21 protein-coding genes and 1 other RNA gene are annotated in these 24,193 nt (G+C 63.1%); 9 read left to right on the top strand and 13 right to left on the bottom strand.

Features of this window, described 5'->3' with window-relative positions:
* The first annotated feature begins 10 nt into the window (after nt 1–10).
* Both LPB260_RS15370 and LPB260_RS15375 read left to right on the top strand, forming a co-directional pair.
* On the top strand, nt 11–979 hold the full coding sequence (locus LPB260_RS15370) for a type II secretion system F family protein (RefSeq protein WP_208706688.1): 969 nt from the start codon (nt 11–13) through the stop codon (nt 977–979).
* A gap of 1 nt (nt 980) precedes the next feature.
* Nucleotides 981–2,027 (top strand): lipopolysaccharide assembly protein LapB, encoded by a 1,047-nt coding sequence (locus LPB260_RS15375; RefSeq protein WP_208706689.1) that lies wholly within the window; start codon nt 981–983, stop codon nt 2,025–2,027.
* Between the two features lie 60 nt (nt 2,028–2,087).
* On the opposite strand, the gene LPB260_RS15380 is transcribed toward LPB260_RS15375, so the two are convergent.
* The gene (locus tag LPB260_RS15380; protein ID WP_208706690.1) at nt 2,088–2,366 is read right to left on the bottom strand and encodes an HU family DNA-binding protein; all 279 of its coding nucleotides are present in this window, start codon (nt 2,364–2,366) and stop codon (nt 2,088–2,090) included.
* 317 nt (nt 2,367–2,683) lie between these two features.
* On the opposite strand from LPB260_RS15380, the gene ffs reads away from it, so the two are divergent.
* Nucleotides 2,684–2,780: signal recognition particle sRNA small type (ffs, locus tag LPB260_RS15385), an RNA gene on the top strand.
* Nucleotides 2,781–2,922: 142 nt separating this feature from the next.
* The gene (locus LPB260_RS29380; RefSeq protein ID WP_371926152.1) at nt 2,923–3,066 is read left to right on the top strand and encodes a hypothetical protein; all 144 of its coding nucleotides are present in this window, start codon (nt 2,923–2,925) and stop codon (nt 3,064–3,066) included.
* A 114-nt stretch (nt 3,067–3,180) separates the two neighbouring features.
* Here LPB260_RS29380 and LPB260_RS15390 read toward each other — a convergent pair whose 3' ends face one another.
* Nucleotides 3,181–3,468: a DUF3509 domain-containing protein gene (locus LPB260_RS15390; RefSeq protein WP_208706691.1), complete on the bottom strand. Its 288-nt coding sequence runs from the start codon at nt 3,466–3,468 to the stop codon at nt 3,181–3,183.
* 72 nt (nt 3,469–3,540) lie between these two features.
* A complete protein-coding gene (locus tag LPB260_RS15395) occupies nt 3,541–3,762 on the bottom strand; it encodes a hypothetical protein (protein WP_208706692.1) in 222 nt (73 codons plus the stop codon).
* 468 nt (nt 3,763–4,230) lie between these two features.
* Between LPB260_RS15395 and dnaX the strand changes: the two genes are divergently transcribed.
* The 3 genes from dnaX (at nt 4,231) to recR (ending at nt 7,514) form a co-directional block, all read left to right on the top strand.
* Nucleotides 4,231–6,360 (top strand): DNA polymerase III subunit gamma/tau, encoded by a 2,130-nt coding sequence (gene dnaX, locus LPB260_RS15400; RefSeq protein ID WP_208706693.1) that lies wholly within the window; start codon nt 4,231–4,233, stop codon nt 6,358–6,360.
* 79 nt (nt 6,361–6,439) lie between these two features.
* Nucleotides 6,440–6,766, top strand: coding sequence for a YbaB/EbfC family nucleoid-associated protein (locus tag LPB260_RS15405; protein WP_208706694.1), 327 nt, complete (start codon nt 6,440–6,442; stop codon nt 6,764–6,766).
* 148 nt (nt 6,767–6,914) lie between these two features.
* Nucleotides 6,915–7,514, top strand: a complete 600-nt coding sequence (recR, locus tag LPB260_RS15410) for a recombination mediator RecR (protein ID WP_208706695.1) — start codon at nt 6,915–6,917, stop codon at nt 7,512–7,514.
* On the opposite strand, the gene LPB260_RS15415 is transcribed toward recR, so the two are convergent.
* Together LPB260_RS15415 and LPB260_RS15420 are read right to left on the bottom strand one after the other, a co-directional pair.
* Nucleotides 7,515–7,982 (bottom strand): GNAT family N-acetyltransferase, encoded by a 468-nt coding sequence (locus LPB260_RS15415; RefSeq protein WP_256625639.1) that lies wholly within the window; start codon nt 7,980–7,982, stop codon nt 7,515–7,517.
* 11 nt (nt 7,983–7,993) lie between these two features.
* Complete coding sequence (locus tag LPB260_RS15420) at nt 7,994–8,437, bottom strand: rhodanese-like domain-containing protein (protein WP_208709983.1); 444 nt, start codon at nt 8,435–8,437, stop codon at nt 7,994–7,996.
* A gap of 92 nt (nt 8,438–8,529) precedes the next feature.
* Here LPB260_RS15420 and ftrA point away from each other — a divergent pair, with 92 nt between their 5' ends.
* Together ftrA and LPB260_RS15430 are read left to right on the top strand one after the other, a co-directional pair.
* Entirely contained in the window at nt 8,530–9,537 is a 1,008-nt protein-coding gene (gene ftrA / locus LPB260_RS15425; protein WP_208706697.1) for a transcriptional regulator FtrA, read from the top strand.
* A gap of 125 nt (nt 9,538–9,662) precedes the next feature.
* On the top strand, nt 9,663–10,811 hold the full coding sequence (locus LPB260_RS15430; RefSeq protein WP_208706698.1) for an acyl-CoA dehydrogenase family protein: 1,149 nt from the start codon (nt 9,663–9,665) through the stop codon (nt 10,809–10,811).
* A gap of 131 nt (nt 10,812–10,942) precedes the next feature.
* On the opposite strand, the gene LPB260_RS15435 is transcribed toward LPB260_RS15430, so the two are convergent.
* The 8 genes from LPB260_RS15435 to LPB260_RS15470 form a co-directional block, all read right to left on the bottom strand.
* Complete coding sequence (locus LPB260_RS15435) at nt 10,943–11,371, bottom strand: organic hydroperoxide resistance protein (protein ID WP_208706699.1); 429 nt, start codon at nt 11,369–11,371, stop codon at nt 10,943–10,945.
* 533 nt (nt 11,372–11,904) lie between these two features.
* Nucleotides 11,905–12,354, bottom strand: coding sequence for a MarR family winged helix-turn-helix transcriptional regulator (locus LPB260_RS15440; protein ID WP_208706700.1), 450 nt, complete (start codon nt 12,352–12,354; stop codon nt 11,905–11,907).
* Between the two features lie 101 nt (nt 12,355–12,455).
* Nucleotides 12,456–15,686 carry an EAL domain-containing protein gene (locus LPB260_RS15445; RefSeq protein WP_208706701.1) on the bottom strand — a complete coding sequence of 1,077 codons (3,231 nt, stop codon included), beginning with the start codon at nt 15,684–15,686 and terminating at the stop codon, nt 12,456–12,458.
* Nucleotides 15,683–16,147, bottom strand: a complete 465-nt coding sequence (locus tag LPB260_RS15450) for a response regulator (RefSeq protein ID WP_208706702.1) — start codon at nt 16,145–16,147, stop codon at nt 15,683–15,685. Before LPB260_RS15450 ends, LPB260_RS15445 begins: the two co-directional genes overlap by 4 nt.
* Nucleotides 16,148–16,153: 6 nt before the next feature.
* On the bottom strand, nt 16,154–20,797 hold the full coding sequence (locus tag LPB260_RS15455) for a PAS domain S-box protein (RefSeq protein ID WP_256625429.1): 4,644 nt from the start codon (nt 20,795–20,797) through the stop codon (nt 16,154–16,156).
* Nucleotides 20,798–20,915: 118 nt separating this feature from the next.
* Nucleotides 20,916–21,446 carry a response regulator gene (locus tag LPB260_RS15460; RefSeq protein ID WP_208706703.1) on the bottom strand — a complete coding sequence of 177 codons (531 nt, stop codon included), beginning with the start codon at nt 21,444–21,446 and terminating at the stop codon, nt 20,916–20,918.
* A 10-nt stretch (nt 21,447–21,456) separates the two neighbouring features.
* Nucleotides 21,457–22,794: an HD domain-containing phosphohydrolase gene (locus tag LPB260_RS15465; RefSeq protein ID WP_208706704.1), complete on the bottom strand. Its 1,338-nt coding sequence runs from the start codon at nt 22,792–22,794 to the stop codon at nt 21,457–21,459.
* The gene (locus LPB260_RS15470) at nt 22,791–24,077 is read right to left on the bottom strand and encodes an ATP-binding protein (protein ID WP_208706705.1); all 1,287 of its coding nucleotides are present in this window, start codon (nt 24,075–24,077) and stop codon (nt 22,791–22,793) included. The genes LPB260_RS15465 and LPB260_RS15470 overlap by 4 nt, the downstream gene beginning before the upstream one ends.
* Nucleotides 24,078–24,193: the final 116 nt, after the last annotated feature.

Consider the following 24,193-nt stretch of genomic DNA (forward strand, 5'->3'; position numbering starts at 1 on the left):
GGAACTAGTCATGGACTATCTGCTTAGTCTGCTTAACCGAGTGGTGGAGAACGAAGAAGCGGCGCGCCTGCTGTTCGTCGGTGCCATCGGCCTCAGCGTGGTGCTCGTCCTGGTCACGGTGAGTTTACTGGTGATGGGTTTACAGGATCCGGTTCAGCGTCGCTTGGCCTTGATCAAGCGCGGGCATGGCGGGGAGAGCGCAGGGCACGGGGCACCGAGCAACCTGCAATTGATGCTGGAGCAGGTGGGCCAGCGGTTCACCCCCGATGAGCAGGGGCAGGACTCTGCGACCCGTACCCTGTTGACACATGCCGGTTATCGCTCACCCGCTGCAGTGCAGACCTACTGGGCAGTCCGCCTGCTGTTACCGCTGGTGCTACTGGCCCTGACGCTAATGGCTCTGCCGCTGGTTCCCGAGTTGTCCTTGGCTATGGGCTTTGGCTTGGTGGCATCGGCCGTCGCGGCCGGCTGGCTCGTGCCAGCTATCTATGTCGAAAAACGCAAACAGGCACGTATGACCCGATTGTTGGTGGCCTTTCCCGATGCTCTGGACCTGATGGTGGTCTGTGTGGAATCGGGGTTGGCCTTGCCCCAGGCCATTGAGCGGGTTGCCGACGAGATGGCGGTGAGCCAGCCAGAGCTGGCGGTGGAACTGGCCCTGGTCAATGCGGAAATCCGGGCTGGTATTACCAGCACCGAGGCACTCAAGCACCTGGCCGACCGCACGGGTTTGGAGGACATCCAGGGGTTGGTCAGCCTGCTGGCGCAGAGCATCCGTTTCGGCACCAGTGTAGCCGCTACGCTGCGTATATATGCGGAGGAGTTTCGCGACCGGCGCACCCAGAAAGCCGAGGAGACCGCGGCGAAAATCGGCACCAAGCTGGTATTCCCACTAATCTTGTGCCTGTGGCCGAGTTTTTTTCTGGTCGCCATCGGCCCTGCAATCATTGGGGTGCTCAAAGTCTTCGGGAAGGTATGAGATGAACAGGATCAGTCTGCTGCTGGCCATGACGGCCGTGTTGTCGGGATGCCAGACCATGGGGCCGGAGTCGGCGGTAAACACCCGCTCAGTCTACTCCGGCGGCAATTCAGTGCTGTACCAGGTGCAGAAACAGGCGACCACCGCCGAGCAGGCCATGCAGATAGCTGCCATGGCCTACCAGGCCGGCGATCTGGACCAGGCGTTGTTCCTCTACCTGCGCGCCATCGAACTGGACCCGCAACACTATCCGGCACTGGTCTGGATTGGCCGCATCCACCGCGAGCGCGGCAATACCGAGCTGGCCGCCATGGCTTTCAAGGATGTGCTGGCCAACGCGCCTGAAAACATAGACGCCCTGACCGAGATGGGCCTGTTGCAACTGGCCAAGGGCCGTCAGGCAGAAGCGCAGGAGTTGCTGTCCAAGGCGCTCCTGCTGGACCAGTATCGTCTGGGGCTGGACCGGGACACCGCTATGCCGGATGCGGACGCACTCAAAGTTGACAGTCAGTCGCCGTTGAAGCTCTACAACGGCCTGGGGGTGCTCGCTGATCTGCGTAACGACTTCCAGCTTTCCGGGGCCTACTATCGTCTGGCCATGCTTATCGAGCCGCGTTCGGCGCTGGTGCAGAACAGCCTGGGCTATTCCCATTACTTGGCGGGGCAATGGCCGGAAGCGGAGCAGCTCTATCAGCGTGGCATCAACTTCGACGCCGCCTACAAACCCCTGTGGCGCAACTATGGCCTGCTACTGGCGCGGATGGAGCGCTACGAGGAGGCCATCTCCGCCCTGGAGCAGGTCGGCAGTCGGGCACAGGCGAGCAACGATGTTGGCTATATATGCCTGGTGGAGGGCAAGCTGGATCTGGCCGAGCAGTTCTTTCGCAGCGCCATCGAACAGTCGCCTGCGCACTATGCCAGTGCCTGGGAGAACTTGAATCGAATCCAGCAGGTCAGGCGCATTCGCCAGATGGGCGGTGCCCAGTCGGCTGTCGAGCCGGCGGTGGGCGCGCCGGGCGCAGCCGTCACGGTAGTGGCTACGCCCTGAGCGACCCTGTATTCGTGAAGTGGCGCAGGCTGAACCCTCGGCCTGCGCGATCCCGTCAACTCAGTTGATTGCGTCGGTCAGCGCCTTGGCCGGGACGTATTTGACGACCTTCTTCGCCGCGATCTCGATCGCCTTGCCAGTTTGCGGATTGCGTCCGGTGCGGGCCGGGCGCTCGCTGACCTTCAGCTTGCCGATGCCGGGCAGGGTGATCTCGTCGCCGTTTTCCAGGGCATCGCTGACGATCTCGCTGAGTTGCTCCAGCGCGGCGCGCACTGTGGCCTTCGGCGTGTCGATGGCTTCCGCGATGTCGCTGATCAGTTGGTCTTTGGTCATGGCCATATTGTTGCTCCTTGATTGAGGTGTGGCGCTGAAATGCCCCGCGCAGGGTACTGCGATTTCGCCTCGCTGGCACCGCCGGATATGCGCCGTGGTGAATCGCATCCCGCCTTGTGGGCGGGCGCCAAGGTGGTCATTCCAGCGTTGGCCGCTCTCGCGAACCTGTATTCACCCGATACTCCGCAAGCTGCCTGCCGGTGCCATGGTTTCGCCGGCAGCAGGCCAGTTTTGTATCGTAAGTGCTTGAAGCAGTTGTAAGTTCGAGACAAGCCGGTACAATGGCGCGGCCCGCCGCCTGGTGGGCAACGTTATGGTGGCCCTGCCGGTCCCCCCGCAACGATCAGCCGTGAACCCGGTCAGGCCCGGAAGGGAGCAGCCGCAGCGGTGACATTGTGTGCCGGGGTGTGGCTGGTGGGGTCCACCTCCATATCGTATATCCTTGATTCCTAACGGTTTTTCGCTCTGATCACGCCAGTGATCCATAGGGTGATCCACCGTGTCTTATGTCCCTTCTTGCATCTGGTTATCCCGCCACTCGATCTTCTATTTCAGGATCGTGGTGCCTGGAGCTCTGCGCCCGTTTTTCCCCTGTTCTGAGATCCGTCGTTCGCTGCAGGCACGCTGCAAGCGCCAAGTGTTGATCCGTGGGCGGGAGTTACTCTTGCAGGTTCAGCAGCGATATACCCAGGCATTCCAGGGCTAGATTCCTTGCGCGGTGCCTAGGAGGCTGGTGGTAAGCAAGTGGCCAGTTGGCTGCGCCTTTCTGCGCACAATAAAAAGCCCCGCGTTAGGCGGGGCTTTTTACGGTCGTGGTGCCTCAGGGTGTTTGGTAGCTGAGCACGCTGTCCTGTTCCTTCAGGGCTTTGCGCATTTCCGCCGGGATGCTGCCGGAGCGCACGGCGAGTTCCAGGCGGATGTCCTCCAGGCTTTGGGCGAAGGCCTGTGGATCGGTCAATTGCGCGGTGTTGAGTACGCGGCTGTATGCGGTGGCGTCGCTTTCGTCGAGCAGGGACAAGACGATGCTGCCGTCCGGTCGTGGCGCGCCGAAGTTGGCCCGCAGGGGGGCGAACAGCTGATCGACGAATTGTTGATTGGGGTTGTCCATGACCAATACTCCATCCTGAGGGTGACAAGCTCTGACCATAGCATTGCGGCTAAGTTCAATGCCAATCGGGCATCAGGCCTGCAGCGATTGCCGTGCGCGGTGTATCACTTGTTGCAGGGATTCGTCGCTGTATTGCCCCGGGTAGAGGCGCTGGCTGTGCCGGGCGATGCCTGCCTGGTTGACGACGGTAAAGCTGAAGCTGCCTTTGCGCGTTGCCAGGATGCGGCAGTCGAGCGGGGCAAAAGCCTGGGACAGGGTGCGAACGGCAGCCTGCATCTGGTGTTGAGTGTTCATAATTCTGGGTAATTCCTAAAAACTAGCGAGCGCGTCACTGCGCAGATAAAGCTCCAGGCGCCGGCCCGTCGGGCAGGCAGGAAGATTCCGGTAGGAGCGAAGTTGCACGAGCAGGCTCCGCTTTTTCGGCGCCTGAACGGGTCGGTACTTCGGAGGCAGGCGACAGTCTGCGCTTGGGCGAGACGGCCTGATCAGTCAGCAGGGTGGGTCGGGGAGGGTATCTGTGCGGTACCGCTTGATAGGCGGATGCACGCTTTCACCTGGGAACCATCGTGGGGCAGGGAGGCCCGATTGACTTGCAGCGTGGTACGAACGGCGTGGATGTTAACCGCCTGGTCAATTTTATTCCAGTTATATCTGGGCTCGATCGGCCACGAGGCCGCTTCGGGTCTGTCCATCGGATGCAATTTGCCCCATGCTCCGTTAGCATTAGCCCACTTCAATGCTTTCCTCTCGTGACGGGTTTCGATGAGTTATCAGGTTCTTGCACGCAAGTGGCGTCCGCGCTCGTTTCGCGAAATGGTCGGCCAGACCCATGTGCTCAAGGCGCTGATCAACGCCCTCGACAGCCAGCGTCTGCACCACGCCTATCTGTTCACCGGTACCCGCGGGGTGGGCAAGACCACCATCGCGCGGATCATTGCCAAGTGCCTGAACTGTGAAACCGGCATCAGCTCGACGCCTTGCGGCGTCTGCTCGGTGTGCAAGGAAATCGACGAAGGCCGCTTCGTCGATCTGATCGAAGTCGACGCCGCCAGCCGCACCAAGGTCGAAGATACCCGCGAGCTGCTGGACAACGTGCAGTATTCGCCGAGCCGCGGGCGCTTCAAGGTCTACCTGATCGACGAAGTGCACATGCTCTCCTCGCACTCGTTCAACGCGCTGCTCAAGACCCTGGAGGAGCCGCCGCCTCACGTCAAATTCCTCCTGGCCACCACCGATCCGCAGAAGCTGCCGGTGACCATCCTCTCGCGCTGCTTGCAGTTCTCCCTGAAGAACATGCCGCCGGAGCGGGTGGTCGAGCACCTTACTCACGTGCTTGGCGCCGAGAGCATCCCCTTCGAGGAGGACGCCCTTTGGCTGCTCGGCCGCGCGGCCGATGGCTCGATGCGCGACGCCATGAGCCTGACCGACCAGGCCATCGCCTTCGGTGAAGGCAAGGTGCTGGCTGCCGATGTGCGGGCCATGCTCGGCACCCTGGATCACGGGCAGGTGTATGGCGTGCTGCATGCGCTGCTGGAGGGCGATGCCCGTGGAGTGATCGATGCCGTGCGCCACCTCGCCGAGCAGGGGCCGGACTGGAACGGCGTGCTGGCGGAGATGCTCAATGTCCTGCACCGCGTGGCCATCGCCCAGGCACTGCCTGAGGCGGTGGACAATGGGCAGGGCGATCGCGACCGGGTGCTGGCCCTGGCCCAGGCATTGCCTGCCGAGGACGTGCAGTTCTATTACCAGATGGGGTTGATCGGCCGGCGCGACTTGCCGCTGGCGCCGGACCCACGCAGCGGCTTCGAGATGGTGCTGCTGCGCATGCTGGCATTCCGCCCGGCGGACGGCGGTGACGCGCCGAGGGTGCCGCTAAAGCCGCTAGGGATTAGCCAGGCCACTGCTGATCCCCGAAACAACCCAGTGGCCGGCGCCGGCATGCCTGCGCCGGTTGCCGGCGTGCAGCCTGTCAGTGTCGAGCCGACACCTGTCGTCGAATCCGCTCCGGAGACGGTCGCCGCACCCTCAGCCGCGTCGGTTGCCCCGGTCGCAGTGCCGACACCGGTGCTTGCGCCTGCGCCAGCCGCCGCTGCCGTTGCTGCCGCACCCGCTCCAGTCGAACCAGCGCCTGCACCTGTTACGGAGCCGGCCTTGGCCGCGCCGACGGCAGTGCCGGAGCCGGTCATAGATCTGCCTTGGGAGGAGCCGCAGACGCAGTCCGCTACCGTCTCGTCGCCTGCAGCTTCAGAGGCAGAGGTGAAGGCAGAAGCGGAGGCAGAGCAGCCTGAAGCTCAACAGACCGAGCCGGAGCCAGTGATCGAGGCGGCCGGTTCGCCGCCGACTGACGATCGTCCACCGTTCGCCGCCGAGCGCGACGATGAGCCGCCGCCAGGGGACTACGACTATGTCGAGATGGATGCCGAGTCCTTCGACTACGACTTCGAGTCGGTGGCGCCAACGCTTCCTGCGGAGGTAGAACCATCACCGGCCGCGCAGCCGGCCACCGGCCTGGCTGCCGAATGGCTGGAGCTGTTTCCCAAGCTCGGTCTGTCCGGGATGACCGGCAGCATTGGCGCCAACTGCACGCTGATCGCGGTAGAGGGCGACAACTGGTTGTTGCATCTGGATCCCGGGCACAGCGCGTTGTTTAACGCCACCCAGCAGCGTCGCCTGAACGATGCCCTGAACCAGTTTCATGGGCGCGAGTTGAAGCTGCAGATCGAGCTACGCCAGCCCGAGCAGGAGACCCCCGCGCAGGCCGCGGCGCGCAAGCGTGCCAATCGTCAGCGCGAAGCCGAGGCGTCGATCCATAACGACCCCCTGGTCCAACAGATGATTCAGCAGTTCGCCGCCAGCATCCGTGCGGACAGCATCGAACCCATAGATACCTAGGACCTGCTGCGGCCAGGGCGTAAAGTACCCTCTGGCGTGAGCATGTCGAACTCAAACCCCGATTACGAGGACTAGCACCATGATGAAAGGTGGCATGGCCGGCCTGATGAAGCAGGCCCAGCAGATGCAGGAAAAAATGCAGAAGATGCAGGAAGAGCTGGCGAACGCCGAGGTGACCGGTCAATCCGGCGCCGGCCTGGTGAGCGTGGTGATGACTGGTCGCCACGACGTCAAGCGCGTCAGCCTGGACGACAGCCTGATGCAGGAAGACAAGGAAATCCTCGAAGACCTGATCGCCGCCGCGGTGAACGATGCCGTGCGCAAGGTCGAGCAGAACAGCCAGGACAAGATGGCCGGCATGACCGCCGGTATGCAGCTGCCGCCGGGCTTCAAGATGCCATTCTGATTCGCCGCCTCCCGCCAGTGCACCTGGGGGGAATTCCCCGGTGTGCGCTGGGCATGGATGCCCGGCTCGTGGAAGCCGAGCCTCCCGCCTGCGCGGTTCATTGCGCAGCGCCAGCTGATCAACCCACCCGTAGTAGTCGAGTTTCGCCATGAGCTTCAGCCCACTGATTCGCCACCTGATCGACTCCTTGCGCATTCTGCCGGGTGTCGGGCAAAAGACGGCCCAGCGCATGGCCCTGCACCTGCTCGAGCGCGACCGCAGTGGCGCGGTGCGCCTGGCCCAGGCCTTGACCCAGGCAATGGACGGCGTGGGCCATTGCCGGCAGTGCCGCACGCTCAGTGAAGACGAGCTGTGCCACCTGTGTCTGGATCCGCGGCGCGACGACAGCCTGCTGTGCGTGGTGGAAGGTCCGATGGATGTCTACGCGGTGGAGCAGACCGGTTTCCGTGGGCGCTATTTCGTGCTCAAGGGCCATCTGTCACCACTCGATGGTCTTGGTCCCGAGGCCATCGGTATCCCCGAGCTGCTGGCGCGTGTCGAGGCGGGGAGCTTCAGCGAAGTGATACTCGCGACCAATCCGACCGTGGAAGGCGAGGCCACCGCCCACTACATCGCGCAGTTGCTGGCTGGCAAAGGCCTGGTCGCCTCGCGCATCGCCCATGGCATGCCGCTCGGCGGGGAGCTGGAGCTGGTCGATGGCGGGACCCTGGCCCACGCCCTGGCCGGACGGCGTCCGATCAATCTCTGATCAGTCCTGCTGCAGTAGCCGCAGCGCCGCGTCATCCATTTCGTAGGCAAGCCATTTGCTCACCGGACGACCGCCCTGGCGTCGGTAGAACGCTTGCGCGCGCCGGTTGCCGGCCAGTACGTCCCAGTGCAGGCGCCCGGCGCCCTCGGTCAGTGACCAGTTCGCCACGGCGCCCAGCAGTTTCCTGCCCAGCCCTTGGGCTCGCTGGCCCTCCTTTACATAGAGTTCCTTGAGGCGCACGGTGGGGCGGAGGTCGTGGGTGAACGGGATCGTCAGCGCCACGGCGTAGCCGAGCAGTGCAGCCTCGCGTTCGACAACGAATATCTGGCACTGTGCCTCGTCGCCGAAGGCCCGCCGTTTCAGTGCCGGTTCGTCGACGGCGAAGCTCGTCAGGTAGTCCTCGAACGCCGCCAGCTCCCGCATCAGCCCCAGCAACTGCGGTGCATCCGCTGGCCTGGCACGGCGCACCAAGGCGTGCCTCAACATGCGCAGGCGACGCCGGTTGCAGTTGTCGCGACAACGCCTTCGTCGTCCACGACCAGGCTCAGGCCTTCGTCGAGCCAGCCGGTCACCCCGCCGAGCATTTCCTTCACGGCATAACCCAGGCTGGCAATGCGTACCGCCGCACGGTGCACCCCGTTGCAGTGCGGTCCGGCGCAGTAAACGATGAACAGGGTGTCGCGCGGGTAGGCGGCCAGGCGATCGGCGTCGATCTGCCGATGGGGCAGGCAGATTGCGCCCGGCAGATGGCCGGCACCGTAGGCTGCTTCGTTGCGCACGTCGAGCAGCACGAAGTCGGCTGCGCCGCTCTGCAGACTGTGATGGACGTCCGAACAGTCGGTCTCGAAACTCAGGCGCTGACTGAAGTGCATCAGCGCGACGGCGGCGGAGGCGGCTGGGTGTTGGCTGACCGGGCTCATGATGTGGCTCCTTGGGTGGTGTGTGCGGCCACTGTATCCAGCGTCTGGACTCGGCTACAGTGGCGTCTCGGACAGTGATCGGAAGTTTTCCGCCAATGCGCAACGACCCCGGCCTGGTGGCCATCCTCGCCTACGATGGCCTGTGCACCTTCGAATTCGGCATCGCCGTGGAGATATTCGGGCTGCCGCGCCCGGAGTTCGATTTTCCCTGGTATCGCCACCGTATCGTCGGCCTGGAGGTCGGCCCCATGCGCGCCATGGGCGGCATCCAGGTGCTGGCGGATGCCGGCCTGGAAGCCCTGACCGAGGCGCGCACCATCGTCATTCCCGGCTGGCGAGATCGCGCCGAGTTGCCGCCGGTGGAGCTGCTTCAGGCGCTGCGCGAGGCCCACGGGCGCGGTGCCCGGTTGCTGTCGATCTGCTCAGGGGTGTTCGTGTTGGCCGCCAGCGGTCTGCTGGATGACCGCAGTGCCACGACCCATTGGCGCTATACCGAGGAGCTGGCGCAGCGCTACCCGCGGATCGAGGTCGACCCCCAGGTGCTCTATGTCGATGCCGGGCAACTGATCACTTCGGCCGGCAGCGCGGCGGGCATCGACGCCTGCCTGCACCTGGTGGCGCGCGATTTTGGCAGCCAGGTGGCCAACCGTGTGGCTCAGCGCCTGGTCATGGCGCCCCAGCGCTCCGGTGGGCAGGCGCAGTTCATTCCCGCACCGGTTGCAAAACTCGCGCGTCACGATCTGTCCGGGCTGCTCGACTGGGCACGGCAGCGCCTGGAGGCACCACTGGCGGTAAGCGAGTTGGCGCAGCGCGCGGCGATGAGCGAGCGCACCTTCCTGCGCCGTTTTCGTCAGGCCACCGGGCTGACGCCCAAGGCCTGGTTGCAACACGAGCGGATGATCCGTGCCCGGGCCTTGCTGGAGGGTGGCAGGCAGAGCATCGAGTGGATTGCCGAGCAATGCGGCTTTCGCACGGTGGAGAGCTTCCGGAGCGCCTTCCGTAGCAGTGTGGGCCTGGCGCCGAGTGCCTACCGTGAACGCTTCGGCGCGAGTCAGGAGGCTGCCTTGCTAGCCTTGGATACCGCGGCGCTTGGCGACGCGTGAAGGTGCATCGGCCGTGCGTTGGTCGGCGACCGGACGAATCGCCCGCCGTTATGGCCGATATCCCGGCTTGATAACCAAGCAAGCGCTCGGTTAGGTTGCGAGGGTGCCTGTCCACGGAGCCGACCATGCCTGCCTTGCCCGATTACTTCGATCCGTCCCATCAGCTGATCCGCGATTCGGTGCGACGCTTCGTCGAGCGCGAGATATTGCCTCACGTAGACGACTGGGAGGAGGCGGAGGAGTTTCCCCGTGAGCTTTATCTCAAGGCCGGTGCGGCCGGTATTCTGGGCATTGGCTATCCGGAGCGCTTCGGCGGCAGCCACGAGGGCGACATCTTCGCCAAGGTGGCGGCCAGCGAGGAGCTGATGCGTTGTGGCTCGGGCGGGCTGGTGGCGGGACTGGGCTCGCTGGATATCGGCCTACCGCCGCTGCTCAAGTGGGCCCAGCCGGCGCTGCGCGACCGGGTGGCGCCCCAGGTGCTGGCTGGGGAAAAGATCATGGCGTTGGCGGTTAGCGAGCCATCCGGCGGCTCCGACGTGGCCAATCTCAAGACCCGTGCGGTGCGCGACGGCGACTGTTACCGGGTCAGCGGCAGCAAGACCTTCATTACCAGCGGCGTGCGTGCCGATTACTACACGGTGGCGGTGCGCACCGGCGGCGATGGCTTCGGCGGAATCAGCCTGTTGCTGATCGAGAAGGGCACTGCCGGCTTCAGCGTGGGGCGCAAGCTGAAGAAAATGGGCTGGTGGGCCTCGGACACTGCCGAGCTGTTCTTCGACGACTGCGGGGTTCCCTTGGGCAATCTGATCGGCGCGGAGAATGCCGGCTTCGCCTGCATCATGGCCAACTTCCAGAGCGAGCGACTGGCGCTGGCGATCATGGCCAACATGACCGCGCAGCTCGCGCTGGAACAATCCCTGAGCTGGGCAAGGTCACGCGAGGCCTTCGGCAAGCCGATTGGCAGGTTCCAGGTGCTCAAGCACCGCCTGGCGGAGATGGCCACCCAGCTGGAGGTGTCCCGCGAGTTCACCTATCGCCAGGCGGCGAAAATGGCGGCGGGGCAGAGCGTCATCAAGGAAATCTCCATGGCCAAGAACTTCGCCACCGATATCGCCGATCGCGTGACCCATGATGCCGTGCAGATGCTGGGGGGGATGGGCTACATGCGTGAAAGTCTGGTCGAGCGGCTGTACCGCGACAGTCGCATCCTCTCCATCGGCGGCGGCACGCGGGAGATCATGAACGAGATCATCGCCAAGCAGATGGGGCTCTAGCCGCAGTTGTTGTGAGTGGAGGTGGTCCGTCGGACGACGAGACCCTGGCGCTATGCGCCGGCGCGGCGGCAAAAGCGGATGCTTTGGATGGGTGGGGGCTCGCGGACGAGCGCCCCACTGCGTTACCTGGTTCAGTCGACCAGGGTCAGGGTGACATCGATGTTGCCGCGGGTGGCATTGGAGTAGGGGCAGACGATGTGCGCTCGTTCGATCAGCGTGCGTGCCTGCGCGCGATCCAGACCGGGAAGGCTGATGCGCAGCTCGACCTCGATGCCGAAGCCGTTGGGTATCGCACCGATACCGACCACCCCTTCGATGGAGGCATCGGCGGGGATCGCCAGCTTGTCGCGGGCGGCGACGAACTTCATCGCGCCGATGAAACAGGCCGAATAGCCGGCGGCGAACAATTGCTCAGGGTTGGTGCCCGCACCGCCGGCGCCGCCGAGTTCTTTCGGGGTGGACAAGGCGACGTCGAGTACGCCGTCGGATGAAATGGCGCGGCCGTCACGGCCGCCGGTGGCTTCTGCGTAGGCGCGGTAAGCAATGGTTTCGATCGACATGTGGTTGTTCCTCTGTGCTGGGGTAGGTGGATCTACTGGCTGAGCGGGTTCTGCTGTGGTGTGACGAATAACCTTCGCGCTAACTCCGGCCCCACGGATGTCCTGCAAGCGCGGTTGACTGCTGGCGAGGCTTGCCGCGACTGAGCGTGCGCAGTGGCTGGCTTCTGTAGTCATGCTCTTCATGGGGGTATCCGGCTCTCCGGTTGGCGGGGCGCTTGGCGTAGACTTGTTCCTCAGATTGCCTTGCTGACTAAAGGATTGTGCGCAAGCAAAAATCACGGAAAGAAAGTTAGCTCGAATAAATATTGTGCGCAAGATAATTGCCGGTCTTTTTTGCTATAACACCAGGCGCTTATGGAATAAGCGATCTCTCGGAGTGCCGCTTGAGCGCGGGTTTTTGCGCTGCAGGGGAGGCGGCGTTAGCGGGCTCTACGCTGGGGGGGCGTTCCGTCCGAGAAGGCGGAGTGCGGTGTCGCTCGCCGTTGGGAGCGGTGTGGAGGCGCAGCCGCGTGCATCGACCGCCTGCCGCGGCTTTAGAGCATCTCCTGCAGGCTGCTACGCAGCGCAGTCAATTCTTCCTTGAGCGCCGTCAGTTGTGCGGCAGAGCGACGACTGGCCTGGACGATGCAGCCGGGGATGCGCTTGGCTCGCTCGCGCAGGGCGCGGCCCTTGTCGGTCAGGTGCAGCTCGACCACGCGCTCGTCGGCGCTGCTGCGAACGCGATCGAGCAGGCCGTCGGCCTCGAGGCGCTTGAGCAGGGGCGTGACCGAGCCCGGGTCGGTCAGCAGGCGCGCGCTCATCTCGCTAACGGTGAGGCCGTCGCCTTCCCACAGCACCATCATCGCCAGGTATTGCGGGTAGGTCAGGCCGAGTTCCTGCAGCAGCGGCTTGTACACCTTGGTCATCAGCAGGGATGTGGAATAGAGGGCGAAGCACAGCTGATTGTCCAGCTGCAGCTCGGCGCAGGTGTCTGGCGAGGCCATGCGGCACTCCGGAGGCGAGGGATAAGGCGAACAATTTATCGCGCTAAAGGACGCGATGCCAAGCGAACTCTTGGTGACGACGCACCGGTGCGCCGATTGTTCTAGGACGGCTGTTCATCCGGAGGCGCCACGCTGTGCTCCTTCTCCTGGCCGAGCCTGTGGTGCTGAAACGCCTGGGTTACGGTGGCGCGCAGCTGCTCGTCATCCCAGGGCTTGGTGAGGAACTTGTAGATCGCGCCCTGGTTGATCGCGTCGGTCACCGACTTCAGATCGGTATAGCCGGACAGGACGATGCGGATGGTATGCGGATAGAGGTCCTTGACCCGGCTCAGGAACTCGGTGCCGTTCATTTCCGGCATGCGCTGGTCCGAGAGGATCACTTGGACTTCGTGCTTGGCCAGCAGGGCGAAGGCGTCCTGGGCGCGGTTGGCGGTCAGAATGCGGTAGCCATCGCGGCGCAGGACGCGAGTCAGGGCGCGCAGGATGTTTTCTTCGTCATCGAGCAATAGCAGGGTTTGCTCATTGCTGTCCTCCGCGGCCAAGGGCAAGCGCCCCGGCACTCCGTCTCGCTGCGCTCGGAGAAACTCCTCCAGCAGTGGCAGCGGCATGGGTTTGGCGAAGTAGAAACCCTGGAACTCGTTGCAGTGGTTCTTCTTCAGGAAGGCGTACTGGGGTTCGGTCTCCACCCCTTCGGCGACCACCTTGAGCTTGAGGTGGTGGGCCATGGAAATGATGCCTAGAGAGATCGCCGCGTCGGTGCTGTCGCTGATGACCTCCTGGACGAAGGAACGATCGATCTTGATCTTGTCGATCGGCAGACGCTTGAGGTAGTTCAGGCTGGAGAAGCCCGTGCCGAAGTCGTCGATCGCCAGGCTCACGCCAAGGTCCTTCAGGGCATGGAGGACAAAGATCGCCCGCTCGGCGTTGTCCAGCAGGACGGACTCGGTAAGCTCCAGTTCCAGCAGCTCGGGCGGCAGGCCGGTTTCCTCCAGCACGGCGCGCACGGTGTCGACGAAACCGGAGCGCTGGAACTGGATGGGCGAGATGTTCACCGCCATCACCCGGCCGCTCCAGCCCTTATCGAGCAGGGCGCGGGCCTCTCGGCAGGCGGTGTGCAGGACCCACTCGCTGAGCGGGATGATCTGCCCGGTATCTTCGGCCACCGGCACGAACTCGGCCGGGGAGATGAAGCCGAGTTCACTGTGCTGCCAGCGCAGCAGGGCCTCGTAACCCACGACGCGGCCGCTGCGGCCATCGATCTGTGGTTGGTAGTACAGCTGAAAGGCTTCGGCCTCGATGGCTTTTTGCAGCTCGTTGCGCAGGGTGACCCGCTCGTTGACCCGCTGGTTGAGGTCCTGGGTGTACCACTGGTAGTTGTTGCGGCCCTGCTGCTTGGCCTTGTACATCGCCAGATCGGCTTGCTGGATCAGGGCCATCGGCGGCTCGGTGGTGCCGTCGCTCAGGGTGATGCCGATGCTGGCGGTGATGTGCATCTCGATACCGGCCACCTTGTACGGCTGGGCGATGCTGGCGATGATCCGGTCGGCGACCAGCAGGGTATCCTCTTCGCGGGCCAGATCCGGCAGGATGACGATGAACTCGTCGCCTCCCAGGCGCGCCACGGTGTCGCCGGGGCGCACCTGCTGGTTCATGCGCCTGGCCACTTCGACCAGAATCTGGTCGCCGGCGCTGTGGCCCATGCTGTCGTTGATCGGCTTGAAGCCATCCAGGTCGATAAACATGACCGCCAGGCTGCGCTGGTAGCGCCGGCTGATCTGACAGCCCTGGACCAGGCGATCCTCCAGCAGCGAGCGGTTGGGCAGGCCGGTGAGCACGTCGTGGCTGGCGTTGTAGGCCAGCTGGGACTCGAAGTTCTTCTGCTCGGAAATGTCGTTCTGGATGCCGATAAAGTGGGTGATTCTGCCCTGTTCATCCGGAACCGGCGCTATGTACAAGGCGTTCCAGAACGGCGTGCCGTCCTTGCGGAAGTTGCGCAGCACCACGTGGGTTTCACGGATTTCCTTGAGGCCCTGGCGGATATCATCGATGACAGGCTGATCTCGCTCGCTGCCTTGCAGGAAACGGCAGTTCTGGCCAATCACCTCGGCTGCGCTATAGCCGGTGATGCGTTCGAACGCCGGGTTGGCATAGATGATCGGAAGATCGCTGGCCTGGGCATCGCAGATCAGTGCGCCGTTGTAGGTGGCCTCCAGGCTGCGTCGCAGGACCCGCAACTGTTTTTCCGACTCGATCCGCGCGCCGATGTCGCGCAGCGAAAGCAGACGCATCTGCTGACCGTCCCATTCCGATTGCGAGCACTGCACTTCGGCGTCCAGGGTCCTGCCGTCTGCCAGCGGCACGCGGCACTCGCGGAGCTGGCCGGGTGTCACGGCGAGATCGAGATGGTGTTCCTGTAGTTGGGCGAAACTCTCTCCGAGGAGTTGCTCGGCGGCCGGATTGGCGTAGCGCACGATGTTTCCAGCATCCACCACCAGCATGGCATCGCGGCTGTCGGTCAGCAGTTGGCGGAATGCCTGGTCCTTGCGCTGGGCCTGCTCTTGCGAACGGACCTGCTCGGTAACATCCTTCACCAGCGCCAGGTAGGCCGGCAGGCCATTGAAGTCGATCTCGCTCCAGGTGACTTCCACCAGTATCTGCCTGCCGCCCTTGAGGCTATGGACCCAGGGTCTGTCTTCGGCCAGCGGTGAAGCCTCTATGAGCTGTCCAGAGCCGGTGAGCAGGCGGCTGCGCTCATCCGCAGGGCGTATGTCCAGCACGGTCATGCCGGCAAACTCCTCCTGCGAATAGCCATAGACATCGAGCATCTTCTGGTTGACCGCCAGAAACGCCAGGCTTTCCCGGTGGAACACGTACATGGGCTGGGGGTTGGCATCGAACAGCAGCCGATAACGTGATTGGCTGTCGCTGAGCGCGCTGCGCGATTGCGCCCGGCTCAGGGCATAGCGAATGCTGCGGGCCAGGCTACGGCCATCGAACTGGCCCTTGACCAGATAATCCGAGGCGCCCATGTCGATGGCATAGGCATCGAGCTCATCATCGCCCTGGCCGGTGAGGAGAATGAAGGGCGTCTGCACGTTCTCCGCCTGGGCCGCGGCAATCAGGTCCAGGCCGCTCTCGGCGCCGAGGCGGTAATCAACCAGGTAGAGGTCGTGCTCCTGGCGCCGGATGGTGTCCAGCGCCTGCTCATAGTGGCTGACCCAGTCCAACTGGCAGCGCAGCTGCTTGGCATCGCCGAGCAGGTCGCGGGTGATCAGGTAGTCGTCCTCATCATCCTCGATCAGCAACAGGCGCAGGGAGCGTTGATTCGTCATCGGTTCTGATGCACCACCGGCAATTCCGCGAGCTCCAGCCAGTAACGGCCCAGGGTCTGGGCGACATCGCGCAGGCCGGAAAAGCTGGTGGGCTTGGTGAGGTAGGCGTTGGCGCCACTTTCGTAGCTTTCCAGAACATCCTCCCTGCTGCTGGAGGTGCTCAACACCACCACCGGTATGCTGTGCAGGCGTTGGTCCGACTTGATCTCCGCGAGGGCCTCGCGACCGTCCTTGCGTGGCATGTTCAGGTCGAGCAGGAGGAAGCCCGGCAAGGGATATTTCTGTGCGTCCTCATAGGGCGGGCGATGATGCAGGTAATCCATCAGCTGTTCGCCATCGTGAACGAAATGCACCTGATTGTTCACACTGCACTCGCGCAGCGCCTCGGTGAGGAGCAGGCAATCATCCGGGTCGTCGTCGGCGATCAGGATGTGGATGGGCTGCGAGGTCTTGTGGGTCATAAGTGCCTATTCGGTTGACGCAAAGGTGATGCGGAACGTTGTGCCGTGACCGGGCCTGCTGCTGGCGGTGACTGTGGCGCGATGGTGGTCGACGATCTTCTTGACGATCGCCAGGCCGATTCCCGTGCCTGCGTAGGATTGCCGGTCATGCAGGCGCTGGAACGGATTGAAGATCCGGTCCAGGTACTTCTCGTCGAAACCGATTCCTTGGTCTTCCACGCAGAGGGTCCACTCGTTTTTGCCCGATGCCTCGGAATATATACGAATTTTTGGAGGCTGACCGGGGGCGTGAAACTTGGCGGCGTTGCTCAGCAGATTCTGCAGCAACTGGCGAATGTGGGTGGGCTCGCCGATCAGGGCGGGAAGCGGTTTGCGTTCGACCTGGGCGCAGGCGCTGCTCAGGGTCACCTCCATGTCCTGCAGCACTTCATCGAGGATCTTGTCGACATCGAGCCGGACGAAAGGCTGGGCCCGCGAGGTTACCCGCGAATAGCTCAGCAGGTCCTTGATCAGCGCCTGCATGCGCCCGGCGGCTGAACTCATGCGGTGCAGGTAGTCCAGGCACTCGGGCTCGAGATTGGTCGCCCGCGCCTCGAGGCGCTCGGAGAATGCCTGAATCTTGCGCAGCGGTTCCTGCAGGTCGTGCGAGGCGACGAAGGCGAATTCCTGCAGCTCACCGTTGCTGCGTTCGAGCTCCTTCAGCGTGGCCTTGAGCTTCTTCTCCGCGGCCTTGCGCGCGTTGATGTTGCGGCCGGCGAAGTAGACCAGTCGATCATCGCCCAGGGCGGCGCTGAACTGCAGCCAATGCCGCTCACCCTGCAGGTCCTGCACGCGCACCTCCTGATTCTGCAGCGGTTCGCCGCGCGTCACCTGGCGCAGTGATTGCAAAGCCGCTTCGCGATCCTCGGTGACTATCACCTCCAGGCAGGAATGCCCGATCAGGCTCTCTTCCGGATAGCCGAGCATGGCGACGAATGCCGGGTTCAGCTGGATGATCCGCCCCTGCTGGTCGAGCATGCAGTAGAGCTCAGGCGACAGGTGGAAGAACTGGTCGCGCTCGCGCATGGCCTTTTCCGCCAGGGCCTGGGCGCTGATATCGCGGAACGCCATGACCCAGCCGGTGACGTTGGCGCCATCGGTCAGCGGCGCGCAGTCGTAGCGCATATGCGCGGCGCTATTGCCTTTGCCCGGGAGCATGAATTCGCCGTGCCGGGCTGCACTTGAAACGTTCACTTCGCTCAGTGCGTTCGGGTCGATGGGCAGCAGGGTGGTGAGCGCTTGTCCGCGCAGGTCAGCGTTGGCGCGACCCAGCAAGGTCGCCGCCGTAGGATTGGCATAGGTGAGCAGTCCGCGGGCGTCGAAGGCCAGCAGGCCTTCGCCGATGCTGTCGGTAATGGTTGCGGTAAAGTTCAGCTGCTCTTTCAGGCGCTGTTCGCCTGCGATTATCTCGCCCATCAGCCGCTTGTTCTCGAGGGCGACAACGGCCATCTGGGCGAACTGCTCGGCGATGGCCAGGTCGTCGGTATCGAACTCGCCGTGGTACTTGTCCGACAACTGGATAAAGCCCAGCTGCTGGCCGCTGGCACTCTGCAGCGACACCGCCAGCAGCCCGCGAAGCGGTGGGTGAGCCAGTGTCTCGGCAGGTCGTTCGCTCCAGCGGGGATCGGCCAGCAGTTGCGCGTGGCTGAGCTTGAGGGCGTGAGCGAACTCGATGAAGTCGCGCCCCTGGATAAGGGACCCGGGCACGATCGGCCGGTCGGCCCACTCGGCGTACTTGGATGAGACGGCAAGGATGGTCTGCGCTGGCGATACGGTGTCCGCGCCCAGGTTGAACAGCGCCTGATGAGCGCCGATCAGGCTGCGCAGGCGTTCACAGAGCAGGTCGAGCAGCTTTGGATTGTCGAACATGCCGTTGATCTGTACAGCGATGTCGCTGAGCCCGCGCAACAGCATGCCGCGGCGTTGGGAATGCAGCAACGCCGTGCGCAGGTCGCGCTCCAGCTGGTTGCGCGCGCGGACATCCTTGGCAACGGCGAATACGCCGACAATCTGTTCATCCACCCGGATCGGCAGGTAGGTGCATTCCAGCTCCAACGGAAGACCGCTGGGGGTGCGAAACTTGGCTTCGAAACGCTGTGCCTCGCCATTGCGTGCGGTGCGGAAATGCTCGTTCACCCGGTTCGCATCGTCGGGCTGCAGAAAGGCTGCGGCAGGCGTGCCGAGCAATTCCGCTTCCTGCGTGCCAAATAGCTGACAACCGGCGTCGTTTACGCTCTCGATCTGGCCTTGGCGATCGATCGAGAAAACCGCGCTCGGTGTGAGATCGTACAGGGAGCGAAACCTCTGCTCACTGCGCTCCAGGCTCTTGCGGTCTGCCGATCGTTCGCAGGCGATGGTAGCGAGTTGCGCTGCTGTCGAGATCAGCTGAAGGTGTTGGTCATCGGGGGCCATGGGCTGACGGTGGTATAGCGCCAGGCTGCCGAAGACCTGGCCGTTGTCGCCGATCAGCGGAATGGACCAGCAGGCGCGCAAACCGTGGCCGAGGGCGAGCTCGCGGTAGTCCTGCCAGAGCGGGTCGTTGGCGATGTCCTCGACCACCACCATCTGCTTGCGAAACATCGCCGTACCGCAGGAGCCGCAGGTTGGGCCTACCGTGACGCCAGCGGTGCCCTCCATATAGCTCGTAGGCAGGCTCGGGGCGATATTCATGAGCAACTGGCCGCTATCCGGGTCGAAGCGTTGCACCGAGCACAGGGCCGTCGGGTCGCGGCTTTCGCTCATGCGGCAGATGGCGTCGAAAATCTCGGGCAGCGGCTGGTTGGTGGAGATCATGCCGAGAATGTCGCGCTGGTCCTCCAGGTAGGCCTCTGCCTGCACCAGGTGAGTGATGTCGTGGCCCACGCAGAAGAAGCTGTCGGCGCCAGCCGACCAGCTGTGGGACCAGTCGATATAGACGGTATGGCCATCCTTGTGCCGGTACCTGTTGCGAATGCGGTGAATACTCTCGTCTTCCAAAGAGTCGGCAGTGTTCTGCCTGGACAGCGGGCGATCTTCCGGCAGCACCAAGTCCAGGTAGTTCCGGCCTATCAGCTCTTCGCGCGTGTAACCCAGCAGGGAGAACCAGGCTGGGTTGACCTCGGTGAAGTAGCCCTGGGCATCGTGGGAGCAGAGCAGGTCGGTGGAGTGCTGCATGATGCGCTGGTTGAGGCTCTGCAGGGATTCCTGGCGCTGCAGGCTCTTGCCGAGCGCCTGGTTGATCTGCCGCAGTTCCTTGTTGCGCTCACTGCTCAGGCTGGCCAGGCGCAGGCTGTACATCAGAAAAAAACTGATGCACAGGCCGAAAGAGATGATCGAGAGGGTCAGCCATTGACTGAGCGACAGGCTGCGCCTCGGGTTGTTCAGGTAGCTGCTCAGCTGCCATTGCACACCGGAGGGCAAGGTGACGATGCGGGAGCCGAGTGCTAGCGGGTTTGCGCCATCAGGTGCCGAGCGCGCCAGGCGCTGACCGGCTTCCGTAATGCGAAAGTTGAGTTCCTGGGTGCCTGCGCCTAGCAGGGCGTCGAGCTGCAACTCGGCAATCAGCAGCGAGTTCGGCTGTCCCTGAACCGGTAGAGGTCTTACCAGAAATACGGTGGTTCCTAGGGACACGAGCTGCGCGGCATTGACACCGAGGCGATGCTTGTGCAGCCAGGCTCGATGCTCAGGGTTTGCCAGTAGCCCGGCCAGTTGGCCAAGGGATGCAAGATTGCGCTCGAACAGCCATTGCGGTTGCAGCTGGTCGTTGAGCGTGCCGAGCAAAACCAGATAGGGGAAATCACGCAGATATCGGCGACCCTCTCGATCCAGCTCGGCGCGGCCCGGCGACCAGGAGGGCTCCTTCCAGCGGTCGGCAAAGCGCTGCAGCATGGTCCGGTAGTCTTCGAACTCGTTACTGACGCTGAGCTGCAGGTCATTGAGCGCCTGGTCACTTTTCTGCCTGAGGTCTCGGAGGATTTCCGCGCTGAGAAGAAACCACATCAGGCACGTGAGCAGAATGCCGACGCTGCCTGCGACCAGGCTGCGATTGTCCAGCAGTTGTTTGCGCTCGTCGGGCAGCAGGGGCAGCAGCAGCAGGTCCAGGCCCAGCAAGAGGCACAGTAGGCAGTAGAGGGTGTTGGTGTCCGGTTTGTGGCCGAGCCGCGGCCCCTCCAGCTGTGGCCACCACTCGGAGAGCTGTGCGGCGATTGCCAGCAGCATAGTGCCCAGGCCGACCGCGCGGCTGAGCCAGAGTCCTACCTGGCCACCTTTGAGGCTCAGCGGCAGTGCCAGCGCTGCAAGCACGAAAATCAAGGGCAACGCCGTTTGTGTGTTCAGCGCGGCGAGTTCGGTATACGCGGGCTCTGGTAGCAGAGTGTGCGAATAAAAATAGAGGCTGACCGCGATCACCAGGGTCGATGCGCCCAGGACAAGGCGAAAGTGCCCGTGGGTCGCAGCGAGCAGGCCCAGGCCTACTAGCGCCATTGGCAGGGCGCGGTCTGGCAGTAGCACGAGGCTATAGATGTTGAGCCGCTGTTGGCTCAGATAATCCAGGGCACCGCCGGCTCCAAGGAGCAAGAGGGCGATGGCCAGGGTATGCAGGAAAGCCTGGATGAACACATGGCGCGTCTGCATGAACGTTACGTCCGAGAGCCAGTGGCTGGGGTGCCCGCGCAATACCCACACTGATCGCCAGGCGGTCGCGCCGTGCCGATCTGCTGGGAGGAAGTGCCCATCGCCGGATGGGGCCTGATCACAGGTCCTGGTCGTCGATGATTATCGAACCGTCGGCATCGCGCACGACTCGGGTAAGGCCCGGGTTCTCCGTTTCCAGTCGCCACAGTTCCTGTCGCTGCAGGTCCAGGGAGCTCTGCTGCTGGCGCACCTGCTCCAGCAGGCGCTGGTTTTCCTCACGCAGCAGGTGGAGATCGATGGCGCTGCGCAGTGCCACCTCGACTTCGAAATCCTCCCAGGGCTTGGAAATGAAGCGGAAGACCTCCGCCTCGTTGATTGCCTGCATCATCGACTGGCGGTCGCCGAAGCCGGTCAGCATCAGACGCACGGCGTGGGGCTGACGCTGCTTGGCGAACTTCAGGTAGGTAATGCCGTCCAGATTCGGCATCTTGAAGTCGGAAACGATCACCGCGTAATCGTGTTCGGTGAGGGCATCCAGGGCCTCGTATACGTCGCTGAACGGGTGCAGTTCCCAGCCCTGCGGATTCAGCAGGCGTTGCAGCGACTTCAGAATCTGAGGTTCATCGTCCACCAGTTGGATTTTTATCACTATGTGTTTCCTATGCAGTGGCGCTGGCTTCTGGGGCGGGTCGGACGAACAGGGTATAGCGCGCGCCTTCGCTTTCCTCGAAGGCGATGAGTTTGCTGATCAACGGGCGGGTGAGTTGCTTGCCTTCGTTGAGCAGGAGGGTGCCGTTTTCCGAATTGAGGTTGCGTGCCAGGGTCATGCCTGGCTCCAGGCGCCGGGTGTCGAGGATCAGGATGCTGGGGTCGGCCAGCACCAGATCGGGCGCCAGCTCGGTGCACAGGCGAATGAATTCCTCGCACAGCTGCGGATCGTAGAGCTTGCCACTGTACTTCTGGATCAACAACAGCGCGTCATCGCGGCTCAGGCGGCGTTCCAGCATCAGGCCGCATTGCAGTTCGATGAAGTCCACGGCCAGTTTGATCAGACGCGAGCCGAAGGGGATGTCCTTGCCCTTGAGGCGATCGGGGAAGCCGCCGCCGTCCCAGCGCTCCTGATGATGGCGAATCAGCTTGGCGGCGTCCTGCAGCGGCTCGAGGCTCATCAGCAGGCTTTCGCCGAGGGCGGGATACTGCCGATAGCGCTCGCGCTCGTTCTTGTAGAGCAGGTCGGCGGGGCTGTTGAGCAGGCTGTCGCTCCAGGTCAGCTTGCCGACGTTGTAGAGGGCCGCGGCCATGGTCAGGTCACGGCTGAGTACATCGCCCAGGGAGTACTGCTCGGCGTAGGCGCGGACCAGGGCGATGACCTGGCAGTTGGACTGCTTGTCGCGGGGAATGCGCTGGGTCACCAGGCTGGAGAAGACCTCGGTAGCGGTCACGTAGCTACGCTTGAGTTCCTCGTAGGCCATGTCGAGCATGTCGGCGGTCTGCTGTAGTTCCGCGGTGCGGTTCTTGACCCGCTGCTCCAGGCTGGCATTGAGTTCCTGCAGGTGCTGGTTCTGTTCGTGGGTCAGTCGCTCCAGGCGCTCACGCTCGCGTTCGGAGTGCTGGAAGGCCAGCGCCTGGCGGATGATCATGCGCAGCTCATCGTCATCCCAGGGCTTGCTGATGTAGCGGTAGATCTGCCCCTCGTTGATCGCCTTGATCGTGGTGGCGATGTCGGCGTGTCCGGTCAGCAGGATGCGCTGGCAGCCTGGCCAGCGCTTCTGCACCTCGGTCAGCAGGGTGGCACCATCCATGCCTGGCATGCGCGCGTCGGATATCACCAGGTCGACGGGGTGCTGGGCGAGTATCTCCAGCGCCTGTTCGCCGCCGTTGGCGAGCAGCACTTCATAGGGTTCCTGACGCAGCAGGCGGCGCAGGCTCTTGAGGATGTTTTCCTCGTCATCGACGAGGAGCAGGGTGGCACTGCGCGGCGGTAGTGGGTCGGTCATAGGCTTGGATTACCGGAACTGCCTGCTTCGGGTTGACGGATGGGGAGCCAGATGCGGAACCGAGTACCCTGGCCCGGTTCGCTGCTGACCTCGATGCGCCCGTTGTGTTTCTGCAGGATGTTATAGGACAGCGACAAGCCCAGGCCAGTGCCTTTGCCCACCGGCTTGGTGGTGAAGAATGGCTCATAGATGCGATTGAGCAGATGGGGCTCGATGCCCTTGCCGGTGTCCTCCACCTCCAGCCAGACCCAGTCGCCTTCCTGCTGACTGCGCAGGGTGATACGGCCGAACTGTTCGATGGCGTGGGCAGCGTTGACCAACAGGTTCATCAGCACCTGATTGATCTGCGAGGGGATGCATTCGACCTGTGGCAACTCGCCGTATTCCCTGACGATGTCCGCCTTGTACTTCAGCTCGTTGTTGACCACGTTGAGCGTGGTGTCCAGGCCGCGGTGCAAGTCGGCGAGCTGGAACTCGTCCTCCTCGATATGGGAGAAATCCTTGAGCGCGGTGATGATCTTCTTGACCCTGTCGATGCCATCTTCCGACTCGGTGATCAACGCCTCGATATCGCTGCGGATGTAGTCGTATTCCAGGCTGCGCTTGAGTTGGCGCAGTTCATCGAGGCTGGCCGCCCCATCGACGGCGTCGCTGATACGCAGCAAGTCCTGGACGTAGCCGGCGAGGGTCTTGAGGTTGGAGAATACGTAGCCGATCGGGTTATTGATTTCATGGGCCACACCGGCGGCAAGCTGGCCGATGGCGGCGAGTTTCTCCGATTGCAGCAGCTGTGCGTTGGCTTTTTCCAGCTTCTTGATCAGGCGTTCCTGCTCGACCTGCTTGCTGCTAAGGGCGTCCAGGGCTGCGTCCAGCTGTTTGTTGGTGCGCGCGAACTCGGTGGTGTCGTAAAGCAGCAGGCCAAAGCACAGCTGTTCGTCCGAGTCGCGGAACGGGAACAGCAGCGTGCTCTGCAGCATGAGCACCTCCGCCTCCGTGGCGGGCTTGTACGGCAGCTTGATCAGGTAGGGGTTGTCGCGCCACTGGGTGTAGACGTGCTGTCCATGGTCCCGTGCCTGCACCACCATCTGGTCCAGATGAGGCGTGTTGGCCTCGGGGAACACTGCGGTCAGCGGCTGATTGAGTCCCTGTTCGAGCTGCTTGCCGCTACACTGGCTGATAAATGCGTTCCAGTACTGAATACGCAGCTTCGAATCGAGGATGATCACCCCGATCCCGATGTGTTCGACCAATACGCTGGCGAGGTACCGTTGCCTGCCGTCCATCGCAGACTCCCGATCTTGGTTGAGTTGATGTCGATTGATCACTGATTGTTATCTAGGTATCGGTAGGGAGGGGATGACTTGACATATAATTGGCGCCTAGATTATGGCGGCTCGAA

It is taken from the genome of Pseudomonas sp. LPB0260, assembly GCF_013388395.1.

Excerpts from the sequence above, each read along its gene's own strand:
- LPB260_RS15395 (WP_208706692.1), bottom strand. The coding sequence starts at position 3,762 with ATGAACACTCAACACCAGATGCAGGCTGCCGTTCGCACCCTGTCCCAG.
- LPB260_RS15435 (WP_208706699.1), bottom strand. The coding sequence starts at position 11,371 with ATGTCGATCGAAACCATTGCTTACCGCGCCTACGCAGAAGCCACCGGC.
- LPB260_RS15465 (WP_208706704.1), bottom strand. The coding sequence starts at position 22,794 with ATGACCGACCCACTACCGCCGCGCAGTGCCACCCTGCTCCTCGTCGAT.
- LPB260_RS15470 (WP_208706705.1), bottom strand. The coding sequence starts at position 24,077 with ATGGACGGCAGGCAACGGTACCTCGCCAGCGTATTGGTCGAACACATC.
- LPB260_RS15380 (WP_208706690.1), bottom strand. The coding sequence starts at position 2,366 with ATGGCCATGACCAAAGACCAACTGATCAGCGACATCGCGGAAGCCATC.
- LPB260_RS15440 (WP_208706700.1), bottom strand. The coding sequence starts at position 12,354 with ATGGCCTCGCCAGACACCTGCGCCGAGCTGCAGCTGGACAATCAGCTG.
- dnaX (WP_208706693.1), top strand. The coding sequence starts at position 4,231 with ATGAGTTATCAGGTTCTTGCACGCAAGTGGCGTCCGCGCTCGTTTCGC.
- LPB260_RS15375 (WP_208706689.1), top strand. The coding sequence starts at position 981 with ATGAACAGGATCAGTCTGCTGCTGGCCATGACGGCCGTGTTGTCGGGA.
- LPB260_RS15430 (WP_208706698.1), top strand. The coding sequence starts at position 9,663 with ATGCCTGCCTTGCCCGATTACTTCGATCCGTCCCATCAGCTGATCCGC.
- LPB260_RS15450 (WP_208706702.1), bottom strand. The coding sequence starts at position 16,147 with ATGACCCACAAGACCTCGCAGCCCATCCACATCCTGATCGCCGACGAC.
- LPB260_RS15405 (WP_208706694.1), top strand. The coding sequence starts at position 6,440 with ATGATGAAAGGTGGCATGGCCGGCCTGATGAAGCAGGCCCAGCAGATG.
- LPB260_RS15370 (WP_208706688.1), top strand. The coding sequence starts at position 11 with ATGGACTATCTGCTTAGTCTGCTTAACCGAGTGGTGGAGAACGAAGAA.
- LPB260_RS15445 (WP_208706701.1), bottom strand. The coding sequence starts at position 15,686 with ATGACGAATCAACGCTCCCTGCGCCTGTTGCTGATCGAGGATGATGAG.
- LPB260_RS15455 (WP_256625429.1), bottom strand. The coding sequence starts at position 20,797 with ATGCAGACGCGCCATGTGTTCATCCAGGCTTTCCTGCATACCCTGGCC.
- LPB260_RS15390 (WP_208706691.1), bottom strand. The coding sequence starts at position 3,468 with ATGGACAACCCCAATCAACAATTCGTCGATCAGCTGTTCGCCCCCCTG.
- recR (WP_208706695.1), top strand. The coding sequence starts at position 6,915 with ATGAGCTTCAGCCCACTGATTCGCCACCTGATCGACTCCTTGCGCATT.
- ftrA (WP_208706697.1), top strand. The coding sequence starts at position 8,530 with ATGCGCAACGACCCCGGCCTGGTGGCCATCCTCGCCTACGATGGCCTG.